14 protein-coding genes, 6 tRNA genes and 1 rRNA gene are annotated in these 15,028 nt (G+C 49.3%); 18 read left to right on the top strand and 3 right to left on the bottom strand.

The features are described 5' to 3' along the window. The 8 genes from rrf to rocF form a co-directional block, all read left to right on the top strand. Positions 1-80, top strand: a 5S ribosomal RNA gene (gene rrf / locus LPW40_RS13745); the annotation flags it as partial. An 18-nt stretch (positions 81-98) separates the two neighbouring features. Continuing rightward, positions 99-173: transfer RNA gene (locus LPW40_RS13225), tRNA-Asn, on the top strand. 27 nt (positions 174-200) lie between these two features. Continuing rightward, positions 201-272 (top strand) — tRNA-Glu (locus tag LPW40_RS13220). A 5-nt stretch (positions 273-277) separates the two neighbouring features. Continuing rightward, a tRNA-Val gene (locus LPW40_RS13215) sits at positions 278-353 on the top strand. A gap of 1 nt (position 354) precedes the next feature. Then, positions 355-435 (top strand) — tRNA-Tyr (locus LPW40_RS13210). 17 nt (positions 436-452) lie between these two features. Continuing rightward, positions 453-527 (top strand) — tRNA-Gln (locus tag LPW40_RS13205). Positions 528-533: 6 nt separating this feature from the next. After that, positions 534-606 (top strand) — tRNA-Lys (locus LPW40_RS13200). A gap of 118 nt (positions 607-724) precedes the next feature. After that, positions 725-1,636, top strand: a complete 912-nt coding sequence (gene rocF / locus LPW40_RS13195; protein WP_230822723.1) for an arginase — start codon at positions 725-727, stop codon at positions 1,634-1,636. A gap of 55 nt (positions 1,637-1,691) precedes the next feature. On the opposite strand, the gene LPW40_RS13190 is transcribed toward rocF, so the two are convergent. Further along, positions 1,692-2,147 carry an ArsR/SmtB family transcription factor gene (locus tag LPW40_RS13190; protein ID WP_230822709.1) on the bottom strand — a complete coding sequence of 152 codons (456 nt, stop codon included), beginning with the start codon at positions 2,145-2,147 and terminating at the stop codon, positions 1,692-1,694. 113 nt (positions 2,148-2,260) lie between these two features. Here LPW40_RS13190 and LPW40_RS13185 point away from each other — a divergent pair, with 113 nt between their 5' ends. The 4 genes from LPW40_RS13185 to glmM are packed head-to-tail and all read left to right on the top strand — an operon-like array spanning position 2,261 to position 6,347. After that, positions 2,261-3,208 (top strand): helix-turn-helix domain-containing protein, encoded by a 948-nt coding sequence (locus LPW40_RS13185; RefSeq protein WP_230822708.1) that lies wholly within the window; start codon positions 2,261-2,263, stop codon positions 3,206-3,208. A 22-nt stretch (positions 3,209-3,230) separates the two neighbouring features. Then, a complete protein-coding gene (gene cdaA / locus LPW40_RS13180; protein ID WP_230822707.1) occupies positions 3,231-4,052 on the top strand; it encodes a diadenylate cyclase CdaA in 822 nt (273 codons plus the stop codon). Beyond that, the gene (locus LPW40_RS13175; protein ID WP_230822706.1) at positions 4,039-4,983 is read left to right on the top strand and encodes a CdaR family protein; all 945 of its coding nucleotides are present in this window, start codon (positions 4,039-4,041) and stop codon (positions 4,981-4,983) included. Before cdaA ends, LPW40_RS13175 begins: the two co-directional genes overlap by 14 nt. 11 nt (positions 4,984-4,994) lie before the next feature. After that, positions 4,995-6,347: a phosphoglucosamine mutase gene (gene glmM / locus LPW40_RS13170; protein ID WP_230822705.1), complete on the top strand. Its 1,353-nt coding sequence runs from the start codon at positions 4,995-4,997 to the stop codon at positions 6,345-6,347. Between the two features lie 268 nt (positions 6,348-6,615). On the opposite strand, the gene LPW40_RS13165 is transcribed toward glmM, so the two are convergent. Continuing rightward, a complete protein-coding gene (locus LPW40_RS13165; protein ID WP_230822704.1) occupies positions 6,616-6,855 on the bottom strand; it encodes a hypothetical protein in 240 nt (79 codons plus the stop codon). Positions 6,856-7,080: 225 nt separating this feature from the next. On the opposite strand from LPW40_RS13165, the gene LPW40_RS13160 reads away from it, so the two are divergent. From LPW40_RS13160 to glmS, 5 genes are all read left to right on the top strand, one after another. Further along, positions 7,081-7,272: a hypothetical protein gene (locus LPW40_RS13160; protein ID WP_230822703.1), complete on the top strand. Its 192-nt coding sequence runs from the start codon at positions 7,081-7,083 to the stop codon at positions 7,270-7,272. Beyond that, positions 7,265-8,683, top strand: a complete 1,419-nt coding sequence (locus LPW40_RS13155) for an amidase (RefSeq protein WP_230822702.1) — start codon at positions 7,265-7,267, stop codon at positions 8,681-8,683. The genes LPW40_RS13160 and LPW40_RS13155 overlap by 8 nt, the downstream gene beginning before the upstream one ends. Positions 8,684-8,848: 165 nt before the next feature. Next, positions 8,849-9,040, top strand: a complete 192-nt coding sequence (locus tag LPW40_RS13150; protein WP_230822701.1) for a hypothetical protein — start codon at positions 8,849-8,851, stop codon at positions 9,038-9,040. Further along, the gene (locus LPW40_RS13145) at positions 9,033-10,442 is read left to right on the top strand and encodes an amidase (RefSeq protein ID WP_230822700.1); all 1,410 of its coding nucleotides are present in this window, start codon (positions 9,033-9,035) and stop codon (positions 10,440-10,442) included. Before LPW40_RS13150 ends, LPW40_RS13145 begins: the two co-directional genes overlap by 8 nt. A 297-nt stretch (positions 10,443-10,739) precedes the next feature. Next, positions 10,740-12,542 (top strand): glutamine--fructose-6-phosphate transaminase (isomerizing), encoded by a 1,803-nt coding sequence (gene glmS / locus LPW40_RS13140; RefSeq protein ID WP_230822699.1) that lies wholly within the window; start codon positions 10,740-10,742, stop codon positions 12,540-12,542. 60 nt (positions 12,543-12,602) lie between these two features. Here the strand turns inward: glmS and LPW40_RS13135 are convergent, their stop codons facing one another. Next, positions 12,603-13,958 carry a sodium:solute symporter family protein gene (locus tag LPW40_RS13135; protein ID WP_230822722.1) on the bottom strand — a complete coding sequence of 452 codons (1,356 nt, stop codon included), beginning with the start codon at positions 13,956-13,958 and terminating at the stop codon, positions 12,603-12,605. Positions 13,959-14,242: 284 nt separating this feature from the next. Here LPW40_RS13135 and LPW40_RS13130 point away from each other — a divergent pair, with 284 nt between their 5' ends. Continuing rightward, positions 14,243-14,920, top strand: a complete 678-nt coding sequence (locus LPW40_RS13130) for a deoxynucleoside kinase (RefSeq protein WP_230822721.1) — start codon at positions 14,243-14,245, stop codon at positions 14,918-14,920. Positions 14,921-15,028: the final 108 nt, after the last annotated feature.

Below are 15,028 nucleotides of genomic sequence, written 5' to 3'. Positions count from 1 at the left end.
CATGCCGAACACAGCCGTTAAGCTCTCCAGCGCCGATGGTAGTTGGACATACGTCCTGCCAGAGTAGGACGCTGCCAGGCAATATCTTTTTTTATGATTCCACAGTAGCTCAGTGGTAGAGCTATCGGCTGTTAACCGATCGGTCGTAGGTTCGAATCCTACCTGTGGAGCCATTTTTATGTCTATACATAATTTTTTACGGCCCGTTGGTCAAGCGGTTAAGACACCGCCCTTTCACGGCGGTAACACGGGTTCGAGTCCCGTACGGGTCATCTTTGGAGAATTAGCTCAGCTGGGAGAGCATCTGCCTTACAAGCAGAGGGTCGGCGGTTCGAACCCGTCATTCTCCACCACGGTGGGGTAGCGAAGTGGCTAAACGCGGCGGACTGTAAATCCGCTCCTTCGGGTTCGGCAGTTCGAATCTGCCCCCCACCATAGCATCATTATAATATTGGGCCGTAGCCAAGCGGTAAGGCAACGGGTTTTGGTCTCGTCATGCGAAGGTTCGAATCCTTCCGGCCCAGCCATTTTTAGAGCCATTAGCTCAGTCGGTAGAGCATCTGACTTTTAATCAGAGGGTCAGAGGTTCGAATCCTCTATGGCTCATTCAAGACACTTATTCATTTAAGTGTCTTTTTTTTATGCATTCATACATAATTATAAGTCGTTGCATAAACTCCTCATTTTATATATTATGGGTGTATAGTACACAAAAGGGGAGTTTATTATGAAAAGAGTGGATATCATAGGGGCGGCAACCGCTTTCGGCCAGCCGAAGCTTGGTGTGGATCTGGGGCCGGATGCATTGCGTTATGCCAACTTAATTGAAGAAATTGAAAAAATGAATATAGAAGTCAATGATAAAGGTAATATTTACAGCGATTTCAAGGTGGATGCGTCTACGCATTCCCGCCGCTCAGAGAACAATCTTAAAAATTACGAGCAGGTGGTCGATTTCAGTGAGAAACTTGCTGCTGCTGCGGACGAATCAGTCAGAGCTGGTGCATTTCCGCTTGTCATCGGCGGCGATCATTCACTTTCAATCGGCAGCCTCGCGGGCATCAGCCCTCATTATGATAACCTCGGCGTCATCTGGTATGATGCCCATGGAGATTTAAATGATAGTGCAAGCTCCCCTTCAGGGAACATCCACGGCATGCCGCTCGCGATTGCCTGCGGTGTTGGAGATGAAAAGCTTGTCAATATCCATAAGACAGGTGCAAAAATCAAGCCTGAAAACGTTGTGCTGATCGGTATGAGAGATTTGGATGAAGGGGAAACGAGGTACATCAAAGACCGGAACATCCTCACTTACACCATGAGGGATATCAGGGAAAAGGGGATTTCCGCCGTCATGTCGGATGCGCTGGAATACCTTGAGGCGAAGACGGATGGCATTCATCTCTCCCTTGATGTGGATGCGCTGGATCCTGAAGAAACTCCGGGCACCGGGACACCGGTGGGTGAAGGACTGAGTCTGTGGGAGACACTTCTTGCGATGAATATACTTCATGACAGCGGAAGCATCACATCAATGGACCTGGTTGAAGTGAACCCGCTCCTCGATGAGGGTAACATGACTGCTGAAAAAGCAGTGGCCATGGCCTCGGCTTTGTTCGGCAGGAAACAGAAGTAAGCGGTGACGGGGAGAGCATAAAAAACGTGGACATCCGTAAAGGGGGCCACGTTTTTCATTCTTCTTCGAATGGTAATATTTGAATTTTATATTCACTGGTCTTATCGCTGCTTTTTTTGGTGGAGTGTTCTTTGACCAGATTTTTAAGATTTTTCTTGAACTGGTTCAATTCTTTATCTTTGATTCTCAAGTGATAGGACAAATGATCCTTTTTCTTCTTCTCCTGCTTGTATCGCAGCAGGCTGATGTCGGGTACGACCTTTTCAGCCACAGGTTCATAAAATTTCTGAACGATGCTGTTCTTCTCTTCGGTCTTCACGACATGGATGATTTCATTTTTGAGCAATTCATTTAAATGGTAATGAATTTTAGCCCTGGGAATGCCTATTTCATCAGCAAGCATCTGCCCCGTTTTCGGCTTTTCACTCAGGAGTGTGAGCAGTTCGATTCTAAAAGGATCGCTGACACTTTTCAATTGCGCCAGATTATTGATGACTAACAATTTTTTCATTTGAAACACCCCTTATATATATATTTATAGTATGATTAAGAGTAAATAAGTTGTCAAATAAATCTAACAGGATGGGTAGTATTATTCATAAGCGCAGGAAAGGGGCACCATAGATGATTGGTCAAAGAATCAAGGAAACGAGGCACAGGAATAATCTCACGCAGGAAGAGCTTGCTGACGGCATCATTTCCCGGACTTATTTAAGTCTCATCGAGAAGGGCAGCGTCCAGCCTTCCACCAATGTGCTGATAAAACTCAGCGAACGCTTGAACTGTTCCCTGAACGATCTCATGTCTGAGACGTCAAATTTCCGGTATAATGATGTGGAAGTGTTCCGGGAAATCGTCTTTCACGAATATAAGGTGGAACATGATGATTTCTCGACCATACCTGAACTGATGAACAAGGAATATGAGAAGGCGGATGAAATTTCGAGTGCCGACTGCGGACGGCTCCATCTCTTATATGCGAAATATTACAGGCATGAAGGGGATGCTCTCCAGATGATCCGGCAGGCGGACCAGTCACTGTCGAAGTTGTCCAATAATGTCATCAATCAATTTTACATAGATGCTTTATTGATCAAGATTTCCTATTTGGTGGAGCGCGGGGAAGTCACAGAGGCGCTTGACCTGCTGGAGGACACTTACGCGCTGATATATCCGATGAATGAGCTTAACCTTGGCAAACTGAAAATTTTATTTGAAATCATAGAATGTTATTATAGGAAGGAACAGTATTTTACATGCCGCCGGCTGATAGATAAATATGTCGATCTGGAGCGCAGGATGCAGGTTCGTTATAAGGAAAAGGAACTGGGCATACTTTCTGTAAAAGTGGCGGCTTCCGAAAATGATTTCGAAATGCTGGAGCAACTGATCGACCAGCCGGAAGATGACCAGCTGATCCTGCTCAAATGTTATTATTTATACAGAAAAGGCCGGATCAGGGAATGTGTTGAATATTTTAAGAGTTACCCTAAAAATACGGATGAATTGAAAGACGATCCTTTAATGCTGGACATATATAATGAGCTGAAGGAGAAGATCGGTACGTTATAATTCATCAGAAAGGACCGGGTGAATGCAGAACACCAACATTTTTGAAAATATAACGACCGCCGCTGTCATTACAAGCGTAATAGATCTGATCATCGTATGGTATGTTTTTTACCTGCTGATCAGGGTTATGAGAGGGACGAAAGCAATCCAGCTGATCAAGGGTATCTTCCTTATACTGATTGGAAGGGCGGTCAGTAATTTCCTCGATTTGACGACGACGACGGAGTTGTTCGACACTGTCCTGGAATGGGGCTTCCTCGCGATCATCGTCATATTCCAGCCGGAATTGCGGCGGGCGCTTGAACAGCTCGGACGGGGCAGTTTATTCAAAGGCAGCAACAATACCGCCGGTGCGGATTATGAGGCTTTGAGGGAAGCGATCATAAAATCAATCAGATATATGGCAAAGCGGCGGATCGGTGCGTTGATCGTCTTTGAAAAAGGGACCGGCCTGAAAGAGTATACGGAAACCGGGATACCGATTGATGCCAAGATTTCAGCGGAACTGCTGATCAATATCTTCATACCGAATACGCCGCTGCATGACGGGGCGATGATCGTCTCGGGTGATAAGATAAACTCCGCAGCAAGCTACCTTCCGCTTTCCGACAGCAGCAAGATCGCAAAAAGCCTGGGGACGAGGCATCGTGCGGCAGTGGGGATATCGGAAGTGACGGATGCATTCACCGTGGTGGTTTCCGAGGAAACGGGCAGCATTTCCGTTACATACGGCGGCAAGCTGGATAAGGAGATCACACTTGAAGAACTCGATGAGCTGCTGAAAAAGCACTGGAGTATCGTGCCCGGTGTGAAGGAAGGAGGCGGCATGTTTGCTCGAAAGTAAATGGGGATTGAGGTTTGTTGCACTGGCTTTGGCATTATTCATGTTTCTTTCGGTGAATGATGTGTTTGAAAATCTGAACCTGTTCAATGAAAATGGCGACGATGATGAAACCGAAGTGCTGCAGGGCATGCCTGTGGAAGTGCTTTACGATGAAGATGAATATTACGTAAGCGGAGCACCGAGTCAGGTGAATGTGCAGTTGTCCGGGAACACCTCGAATATAGTCAGGCTGCAGACGACAAGGGATTTCAACGTCCTGCTCGATCTGCGGGACAGAGGGCCGGGGGAACATGAAGTGCATTTCACGATCGATGAGCTGCCCGAGAATGTCACAGCAGAGGTCATTCCTGAAACTGCAGTGGTGAGTATACAGGAATTGGTGTCACAGACTTTCACGGTGCAGGCTGAAGTCGATGAGAGCCGTTTCGGTCCGGCGCATCAGCTGGAATCCGTTTCGGTGGAGCCGGAGACGGTGACCGTTTACGGCGGGGAAAATGAAATCAACCGGATACAGTATGTGCGTGCGGCATTAAGTGATAATTCGCGAATTACGGAAGACCGCGTCGAAGAAGCGGAAGTCGGTGTATTCGACTTCCAGTTCAACCGTCTGGATGTGCGGACGGAGCCATCCAATGTAAGGGTTGAAATCAATGTGAATGAGATAAGCAAGACAGTGCCTGTCAATTACGAAGTGACGGGCATGGTCGACAGTGATCACGAGCTTGTGAATGTGGAGCTCAATCATGATACCATCGAAGTGTTCGGAAGTCAGGAAGTTCTGGATACGATCGAGTCGGCCAGTGTCGAAATCGATGTGGACGGTCTCGACAGTTCAGTGACAAGGGATGTCGAACTGGATCTGCCGGAAGGCATTACAAAAACTGAGCCGGCTGTTTTAGAAGCGGAACTCACGATAGAAGAAAATGACTAAAGGAGAAACTCATGGGTAAATATTTTGGTACTGACGGCGTCAGAGGCGTAGCAAATACAGAGTTAACACCGGAACTGGCATTTAAATTAGGACGAGTTGGCGGATACGTTTTAGCAGGGGAGAATAATACAAAACCGACATTTTTAGTGGGCAGGGACACCCGTATCTCGGGTGAGATGCTCGAGTCGGCACTCGTTGCTGGACTACTGTCAATCGGAGCGGAAGTGATGCGGCTGGGTGTGATTTCAACACCTGGTGTCGCGTATCTTGCGCGTGAAATTGAAGCAGATGCCGGTGTCATGATTTCAGCCTCGCACAACCCGGTGGCAGATAACGGCATCAAGTTTTTTGCATCCGATGGCTTCAAGCTTAGTGACGCCGAAGAACAAAAAATTGAAGAACTGCTGGATCGGGAGACGGATGATCTTCCGAGGCCGACAGGCACCGAAATCGGCAGCAAATCGGATTATTTCGAAGGCAGCCAGAAGTATATCGGTTATCTCAAGTCAACTATCGATGTGGACCTTGAAGGTCTGAAAATCGGACTGGACGGTGCACATGGTTCAACGCATTCCCTGGCACCATACTTATTCGGGGATCTCGAAGCGGATACGGTCACGGTGGGGACCAATCCGGACGGCACGAATATAAATGATGGTGTCGGTTCCACCCATCCTGAGAAGCTGATTGAACTTGTGAAGGAAAAAGAATGTGATTTCGGCCTCGCATTCGACGGCGACGGCGACCGTCTGATCGCAGTGGATGAGAACGGCGATATCGTGGATGGCGATAAAATCATGTTCATCCTGGCACAGCATCTGAAAGAAGCCGGCAAGTTGAAAGATGACATGGTGGTTTCTACCGTCATGAGCAATCTCGGCTTTTATAAAGCCCTGGAAGCGCACGGCCTGAGGAGCGACAAGACTAAAGTCGGTGACCGCTACGTGGTTGAAGAGATGAGGAAACACGGATACAGCCTGGGCGGCGAACAGTCCGGGCATATCATCATGATGGACTACAATACGACCGGCGACGGACTGTTGTCCGGCGTGCATCTGTCTGCGATCATCAAAAAGACAGGCAAGCCTTTGAGCGAACTTGCCGGCCAGGTCGAAACGTTCCCTCAGAGACTGGTCAATGTAAGGGTCAAGGATAAACACAATGTCGTAAACAACGAAACAGTCGCTGCAAAAATCGGAGCTGTTGAAAAAGAAATGGACGGCAATGGCCGCATCCTCGTCCGTGCATCCGGCACCGAGCCGCTTGTGCGCGTCATGGTGGAAGCGGAGACCGTCGAGCTTGCAGACCGCTACAGTGCAGACATCGCAGAAGTCGTAGAGGCTGAAATGGGTCTGGATAAATAAATTGCTGGGTACTTGAAGAATCGGGACATTCGTCCCGATTTTTATTTGGATGGAAGGCAGTCTGCTTATTCGCCGTGGAAATTTATGCCGAATGAGCAGGTACGAAGATAAACTGCTTACTCGTCCTGGAAATCAATGTCGAATGAGCAGGCGTGAAGAAAATCTGCTTACTCCGGATGAAAATTAATGATGAATGAGCAGGCTGGACCTTTATCTACATCATCTCCACATCAAAAAGAGGCATGAACCCCAGTTCATGCCTCTTTCTTTATGCCTTCTCTACAACATATGCCTTTTTCTCTCTATAATACTTTTCGCCGTCTTCCGAAGAGTGTTCGAAAAATCCTTTGAATTCATGTGTCACTTTGAATTCCTGCTCGGGATCTGAGAAAAGGTGATTTTCATTTGTCGACAAGAGCACAGCATCGGTTGATGTAACGAAGCTGTCAAGCTCCTGTGCCTTATAGTTCTGACCAGGCTTCAAAGTGTTCAATCCAGCTTTGGACATGATCTCCCTCCTTGTCGCCATGATTTCATTATTCTGTTTCCCATCATGTATCATTCCTAAACACAGGAGGCAAAAATGTTTTATATTGCTGAAAATGGGAATACGAAATTTACATGCAAATTAGATATATAAATTACAGAAAATTCATCAGGAATTCTCATCCGTCAGTCATCAAAGATGATGTGTATCAGTCCAATTGTAAATTTTAAAAGGAGGATACTGAAGGTGAGACTGAAGAAGTTTATTGATAAAGAGCTGGATATGTACGGTATTTCCATAGACAAAGAAGATTTACCCTATGTAGAAGAAGTGCTTTCCAGCGTCGAGGAGTCGGAAACTGAGCTTGAAGATTTTCCGGACCTGAAGGAGCAGTTACCGTTCACCATCGTGGATAAGGGGGAGATACTCAATGGCTGATCTTGAATTCATGAAAGCATCGGAACTTGCGCCGATGATCGAGAGGAAAGAAGTGTCGCCGGTCGAGTTGACGGAGCGTTTCCTCCATCGCATAGATAAATTGAATCCGAAATTGAATGCCTACCTCACCACCCTGGAAACAACCGCGCTCGAACAGGCGAGGAAAGCGGAAGAGGAAATCGTGAACGGCCGCTATAAAGGGCCGCTCCACGGCATTCCGATAGGCATCAAGGATAACTATAAGACAAAGGGCATCCGCACTACAGGCGGGGCGAAGATATTTGATGAGTACACACCTGATGTGAATGCGACGACGATCGATAAACTCGATGAAGCGGGCGGCATCAACCTCGGCAAGTTGAATATGCATCCGCTCGGTGCCGGGTCATCAGGCAACAATCTGGATTACGGCGTGAGCCCGAATCCATGGAACACGGATCATTTACCGGGCGGCTCAAGCAGTGCGAGTGCCACGGCCCTCGCGTCGGGTCTTGCGGTACTGACGACGGGAACGGACACGTGGGGGTCCAACAGGATTCCTGCCGCCATGTCCGGGGTGTACGGATTGAAGCCGACGCATGGGCTTGTCAGCACCCACGGCCTGCTGCCGACGGCATGGTCCCTTGATACGGCCGGGCCGTTCGCAAGGTCCGTTTCGGATATCGCTTTGATGCTGAACGTCATGGCAGGATTTGATTCCAAAGATCCGCAGAGCCTGAATATAGACCTCCCGGATTATACCGAGACCCTGAATAAAGATATAAAAGGGATGAAGATAGGCGTGCCGCGTTATTACCTTGAAGGACTCGCGCCGGATATAGAGACGCTCTTCGGGAAAGCGAGGAAGACGCTTGAAGATCTCGGTGCCGAAGTCAGGGAAATTGATATCCCCGAGCTTTCGATGGCGTCATTTGCGGGCCAGGTGACCGCAAATGGGGAAGCTGCTGCCTATAATTACAGCATGATGCAGAAAGATGCCGGACAGTATCCCCAGGATGTGCGCATCCTGCTTTCTGCAGGCACAGTCTCCAGCACCTCACAGTATCTGAAGGCCCAGCAGGCAAGGCGGAAGCTTGCTGATGCATTCCAGAAAGCCTTCGAGGAAGTGGATGTCCTGCTCGGTCCAACCCTGCCGATCACTACGCCGGAAATCGCAAAAGACGAGACTAAGCAGAACCTCCAGGTGATCCAGCGCGGCCTGCCGTTCACCGTGCCGGCGAACCTGACCGGCGTACCGAGCCTTGCAGTGCCGATGGGCCTCTCTTCAGACGGCCTCCCTGCCGGCATGCAGTTCATCGGCAGCCACTTATCCGAAGGGAAGCTGATGCAGGTGGGAAGCGCCTGGGAGGACACAAATCCGATCAGTGTGGGATATGCAGAGATAGAAGGCAGCCATATACCGGATGAATAGAAAGTCTTTAAGCTCACGGCCCGTCAGCCGTGGGCTTTTTTTCATGCTTTTTCATCTGAGCGGCGTTTTCACTCTGGGGCCCGGGGTATATGCAGATTGAATGCAACAAAATGACACAAGCCTTACACGTCGACTAAAAAAGAGTGATGAAAGGAGATGCAGCATATGCCCGTTAAGAAATTCATAAAAAGCGGCCTCAAACTGCATGGCGTAAAAGTGAAGAGGTCGGACATCCCCTATATCAAAGGGATGCTCCTTGCAGTGAAGCAGATGGAAAAACCACTTGAAAAGTTCCCCGACATCAACGAGAAGACCCCTCTCGCGACCATCGACAAAGGGGTGTTCAAACATGACTGATTTAGCATTCACGGATGCCTTCAGGCTTGCCCGGATGATAGAGAATAAAGAGCTTTCCCCCGTCGAACTGACTGAACACATGCTGGGCCGCATCAATCGGCTGAATCCTGAAATCAATGCCTATTTGAGCCCTCTGGAGAGCGCTGCACTGGAGCAGGCTGCAGCAGCCGAAAAAGAAATCATGGCAGGGATGTATAAAGGACCGCTCCACGGCATCCCCGTCGGCATCAAAGATAACTATAAGACGAAAGGCATAAGGACGACGGCGGGGTCGAAACTGCTCGGCGACTTCACCCCGGACATCAATGCGACGGTGGTCGACAAGCTTGCAGCGGGCGGTGCCGTCATGCTTGGGAAACTCAATATGCAGCCGTTCGGTGCCGGACTTGCAGGCCATAACCAGGATTTCGGGACACCGCGCAACCCCTGGAATAAAAAGCATATCCCCGGCGGTTCGAGCAGCGGCAGTGTCGCCGCCCTTGCATCAGGCATGGCCACGGTGGCGACCGGTACGGATACATTCGGATCCAATCGCGTCCCCGCCGCTTTCACGGGTGTTTATGGTTTGAAACCGACATACGGGCTCGTCAGCACACATGGTATATTCCCGTCAGCCTGGTCGCTCGACACCGCCGGTCCCATCGCCCGGTCGGTGCCGGATCTTGCCATCATGCTGGAGCATATGGCGGGTTTCGATCCCGATGATCCGGCGAGCTTGAATGTTTCACCACAAAACTACATGGAAGGGCTGGATGCGGATATATGTGGTATGAAAATCGGCGTTCCGGATTACTACCTCCAGGGGCTGGATAAGTCCGTTGAAAAGATTTTCAAGTCGGCGGTCGCCATACTTGAAGAGATGGGGGCGGAAGTGCGGGAGATGGATATACCGGAATTGTCCCTGGCGCCGTTTGCCGGGTTCGTCACGACTGCCGGTGAAGCGGCTGCATATAATTATGAGGGGATGAAGAAACATCCTGAAGCTTATCCAAAAGATGTCCGTGTCCTTTTATCCACCGGACTCCTGTCGAGTACGGCACAATATGAAAAAGCCCAGCAGGCGAGAAGGAAGCTTGTGGAAGGCTTGCAGAAAGCATTCACTGAAGTGGATGTGCTGCTCGGCCCGACAGCGCCGGTGACGGCACCGAAGCTCAGCAGCAAGCCGGGCGCACAAAGCCTGGAAGTCGTACAGAAATGCACACCGTTCACAGTGCCCGCCAATCTGACAGGCATTCCGGCCTTATCCGTCCCGATGGGTATGGATAAAAAAGGTCTCCCTGCCGGCATGCAGTTCATGGGGCCGCACCTTTCCGAAAAAAGGCTGCTTCAACTTGCGAAAGCATGGGAGGAAACGGGGCCGCTTAAAAAGAAGTACGGGGAGCTGGAAGGCAACCGGCTGTGAGGACGGAAGGCGGCAACCTGAATATGGTTGCCGTTTTTTTGAAATAAAAGGAAAAAGCGTTGAAACAGAAGCGTAAATAAATTACAATTTTAACGACACAGTTTTTAGGAGGGCAGTCAGAAAAAAATCGGAATAGCGCCTGGGCAGCAATGCTGCTGACGAGGAGGACAGTCATCGATGATCGGCGGATACTGTCCCGGACACTGAAGTGTTCGTCAAACCGGATGTTAAAGCCCGCAAGCGATTGCGGGGACAGAGCACCGGTCAACATTTGTCATGAAAAGGAGCAAATACTTTATGTGCGGAATTGTCGGATACATCGGAGAAGAAGATGTCAAAGAGATATTACTGAAAGGTTTGGAAAAACTGGAATACCGCGGCTATGACTCTGCGGGCATCAGTGTACGCAACGGGGAAGAGCTGAAAATATTCAAGGAAGCGGGACGCATCAAGGATTTAAGGGAGAAAGTGGATCCGGATTTCCAGGCAGCGACCGGCATCGGCCATACACGCTGGGCAACGCACGGCGAGCCGAGTGTGACCAATGCACATCCGCATCAGAGTGCGGACGGCAGGTTTACGCTTGTGCATAACGGCGTCATCGAAAATTACGAGCAGATCAAACAGGAATATCTGCCTGAAACGGAGTTTGTATCGAGCACGGACACGGAAATCATCGTGGAGCTCATCTCCGCGCTTGCAAAAGAGGGCAGGACGACTGAAGAGGCCTTCAAGGCAGCACTTGATATACTGCACGGCTCATATGCACTCGGACTCCTCGATAAAGATGAAGAAGATGTGATCTATGTCGCCAAGAATAAATCCCCGCTGCTGCTCGGGAAGGGTGAGGGCTTCAATGTCATCACATCGGATGCGATGGCGATGCTGCACCTGACTGATGAGTTCGTTGAACTGATGGACGGTGAGCTCGTCCTGCTGAAACGCGACGGAATCACGATCAAAGACCGGGACGGCAATACGATTGAAAGGGAATCCTATATCGCAGAAATCGATGAGAGCGATACGGAGAAAGGCACATATGAGCATTATATGCTGAAAGAGATCAATGACCAGCCGGCCGCGATGCGAAAAATCATCCAGGAATACCAGGATGAAAATGGCGAGCTGAGCATCGACACTGAAATCATGGACCAGATCAATGATGCCGACCGCGTATATATCATTGCAGCAGGCACGAGTTATCATGCAGGACTCATCGGCAAAGAGTATTTCGAGAAATGGGCGGGCATCCCGACTGAAGTGCATGTCGCCTCGGAATTCGTCTATAACACCCCGCTGCTCTCAAAGCGTCCTTTATTCGTATTCATCTCGCAGTCCGGTGAGACGGCGGACAGCAGGGCCGTGCTCGTCGAGGTGAAGCGGCTCGGGCATAAGACGCTGACCGTGACCAATGTGCCCGGCTCGACGCTGTCGCGTGAAGCGGATCAGACGCTGATACTCCATGCAGGACCGGAAATCGCCGTCGCCTCGACGAAAGCATATACGGCACAGATAGCGGTGCTGGCGATACTCGCACAGGTTGCCGCACGTGCACTTGGCAGGGAGACCGGCATCAACCTCACGGAGGAGCTTGCAAAAGTGACGACGGCGATCACGACCGTGATCGATGATGCGGAGACGATCGAGGGAATCGTCCATGAATATCTGGAAACGACAAGGAATGCATTCTTCATCGGCAGGGCAATGGACCATTATGTCGGACTGGAAGGTGCGCTCAAATTGAAGGAAATCTCCTACATCCAGGCGGAAGGCTTCGCCGGGGGAGAATTGAAGCACGGCACGATTGCCCTGATAGAGGAGGGCACGCCGGTATTCGCGCTCGCTACACAGGAGAAGGTGAATCTGAACATCCGGGGCAACGCCCAGGAAGTGCAGGCACGCGGCGCCAACGTCTGCACCATTGCTATGGAAGGTCTTGAGAGCGAAAACGATGCGTACGTCCTCCCGAACGTACACAGCATGCTGACGCCGCTCGTTTCAGTGGTCGTCTACCAGTTCATCTCATACTACGCGGCACTGCACCGCGGCAATGATGTCGATAAGCCGAGGAACCTTGCGAAGTCGGTGACGGTGGAGTAACTGTTTTATAATGATGAAGACGCCTGCAGAAGCAAAATTGCTTCTGCAGGCGTCTTTTATTCATGCCCTGGCTGAAACTCTTTTAGGTGCGAGAATCGTCACTGTGAAAAGCACGGCCGTGGACACCGGCAAGCCGATGAAAATGGGGTGCAGTCCAAAAGGGTGGCCCGCAATCTGCCAAAAGACGGCGATGATGAGGCCGGCCCACATGGAAGTGATGCCTGCGGTATTTGTGACTTTTTTCCAAAATAACCCGAAGACAATCGGAGCCAGCAAGCCTGAAACTGTCATTGCGGTGCCGGTCACCATCAGGTTGACGAGTCCGGGTATCGTCAAAGCCAGCACAAGGCCCGCAGCAGAAATGATCAAGACGGAAAGCCTGCTCCACAGGAGCATCTTCTGATTATCATAATGCGAAGCATTCGGCCTGATGATATCATTTACGATCGAGGACGCCCCTGCGAGAATAAAGGAGTCGGCACTCGAGATTACGGCGGCGAGCAGGGCAATGATCATCATGAGCACGAGGGCAAAAGGAAAGACATCATTAACTACTCCATAATAAATGAAGACAGGATTGATTTCCTCGAGCCGCAGCCCATACCGGCCGAGTACGCCAATGGCGACAGTAATGACGCCGATGGGAACTGCGACCATCATGGAAATCAAATATCCGCTCCCGGCCGTCCTGCTGTTTTCAGCCGCCCAGACACGCTGCCAGAGATCCTGTCTGACGAATTGAAAGACAGCCAGCGTCAAAAGATATACAAGTATTTCCCCGGGTGTAATATTCATCACGCTGAGCATATTCTCCTGGCCGAGGGAGGACGCGTATTCTGATGCCGGCCCCCAGCCCCCTGCAGAAATCAGCACTGCTGCAAATAACAGAATGACGCCCAGTATCAGCATCATGCCATGGATGACATCTTGCCAGATGACGGTCTTCAATCCGCCGAAATATGTTTTAAGTGTCAGGAAGACCCAGCCGATAAAAATCCCGAGGGTGAAATTCACGCCAAGTGTCACATTCAGTATGGTGGCAATGGCCACGAATTGCATGCCGCTCATTGCACAATAAGCAAATACTATGCTGATGACGGTCGGTATGCGGGCTTTTTCCCCGTAACGTAAGGCAGTATAGTCTCCTATGGTGACCATTTTATGTTTTTCACCGAGACTCCTGATCCGCTTAAGTAAAAATGCTGCAAAAATGATTACACATAAAAACATGGTGATATGTATCCACTGCTGCCCCATCCCGAGGCTGTAGCCATATTCCATGTAGCCCAATAACGTGGTGCCGCTGACCCCTGTGGCGGCAAAGGTCAAAATGATGGGAAAAATCGATACGGACCTCCCTGCGACATTGTAATCCTCATATGTTTTCGTTTTCTTGTTTATGTATAATGTCACCATGAACATAAAGGAAAAGTATATTAAAACTATGAACGCTAATATTATTCTCTCTTCTCCATTGAACATATAACCACCCGTTTCCGTAATTTTGAAATGTCATAGATGCAACCGGATTTGTCCAAACCATCTGCCTTATATAATATCATATTGGAACACTATGAATAAATGCAGTATTACATACTTGTTTGAAAAAGGTATAATGAAGAAACTCCGGGTGAATAAAAATCATGCGCATTCATCACCCATTGCATCAACATGATATAGGGGGAAGTAATTTGATAACGATGGCAGGTACGATCGGTGCGGGGAAGACGGCTTGGGGCGGTGTGATCGCCCGCCATTTCGGCACCGAGTTATTGATAGAGAAAGTGGAGGGAAACCCGTTCCTCCCGAAATTTTATGAAGACCCGAAAAGGTACAGTTTCCACCTGCAGGTGTATTTCCTGAACCACAGGTTCAAGGCGCTGAAGAATGCCTTGAAACATCCGAATACTGTATTGGATCGTTCAATCTATGAAGATGCCATGGTGTTCGCAAGGCTCCAGTACGATAACGGCTCCATGGATGAAGCGGAGTACATGACTTATCTGGAACTCCATGAAAATATGATGCAGGAACTGCATGATTTGTATGAGCAGCAGATCGTTTTCAAAAAGTCGCCGGATCTGCTCGTCTTCGTCCACGGTTCATTCGATGAAGCGATGCGGAGGATCAAGAAGCGGGGGAGGCCTTACGAGCAGGTTGAAAGGGATCCGGGTCTCGCCGAATACTACCGTGAGCTGTATGATATTTATGAAAATGAATTCATAAAGGAATACGAAAAGAAGGAAATATCTCCTGTATATCATCTGGATATCGACAAATATGAAGTTTCGGATCCCCGGGACGTGGAAACGGTTCTCAGTGAAATTGAGAGTATGCTTAAAAAAGAAAGAGGATTCGTTTTCCCGGAAATGGAATGAACGGATTTTTGTTACGGAAATGTAGAGAAAAGACATTGGAGAAGATACATATTTCACCTGCAGGACCGCATTCCGGCTCAATTTATGGCGGAATTATAAATTCGTTCA

It is taken from the genome of Salinicoccus halitifaciens (assembly GCF_021026095.1).
Taxonomy (GTDB): domain Bacteria; phylum Bacillota; class Bacilli; order Staphylococcales; family Salinicoccaceae; genus Lacicoccus; species Lacicoccus halitifaciens.
The sequence above is the reverse complement of the archived record's forward strand: the minus strand, read 5'-3'. Positions and strand labels throughout refer to the sequence as shown.

Excerpts from the sequence above, each read along its gene's own strand:
- LPW40_RS13190 (WP_230822709.1), bottom strand. The coding sequence starts at position 2,147 with ATGAAAAAATTGTTAGTCATCAATAATCTGGCGCAATTGAAAAGTGTC.
- LPW40_RS13185 (WP_230822708.1), top strand. The coding sequence starts at position 2,261 with ATGATTGGTCAAAGAATCAAGGAAACGAGGCACAGGAATAATCTCACG.
- cdaA (WP_230822707.1), top strand. The coding sequence starts at position 3,231 with ATGCAGAACACCAACATTTTTGAAAATATAACGACCGCCGCTGTCATT.
- glmM (WP_230822705.1), top strand. The coding sequence starts at position 4,995 with ATGGGTAAATATTTTGGTACTGACGGCGTCAGAGGCGTAGCAAATACA.
- LPW40_RS13165 (WP_230822704.1), bottom strand. The coding sequence starts at position 6,855 with ATGTCCAAAGCTGGATTGAACACTTTGAAGCCTGGTCAGAACTATAAG.
- LPW40_RS13155 (WP_230822702.1), top strand. The coding sequence starts at position 7,265 with ATGGCTGATCTTGAATTCATGAAAGCATCGGAACTTGCGCCGATGATC.
- LPW40_RS13150 (WP_230822701.1), top strand. The coding sequence starts at position 8,849 with ATGCCCGTTAAGAAATTCATAAAAAGCGGCCTCAAACTGCATGGCGTA.
- LPW40_RS13145 (WP_230822700.1), top strand. The coding sequence starts at position 9,033 with ATGACTGATTTAGCATTCACGGATGCCTTCAGGCTTGCCCGGATGATA.
- glmS (WP_230822699.1), top strand. The coding sequence starts at position 10,740 with ATGTGCGGAATTGTCGGATACATCGGAGAAGAAGATGTCAAAGAGATA.
- LPW40_RS13135 (WP_230822722.1), bottom strand. The coding sequence starts at position 13,958 with ATGGTGACATTATACATAAACAAGAAAACGAAAACATATGAGGATTAC.
- LPW40_RS13130 (WP_230822721.1), top strand. The coding sequence starts at position 14,243 with ATGGCAGGTACGATCGGTGCGGGGAAGACGGCTTGGGGCGGTGTGATC.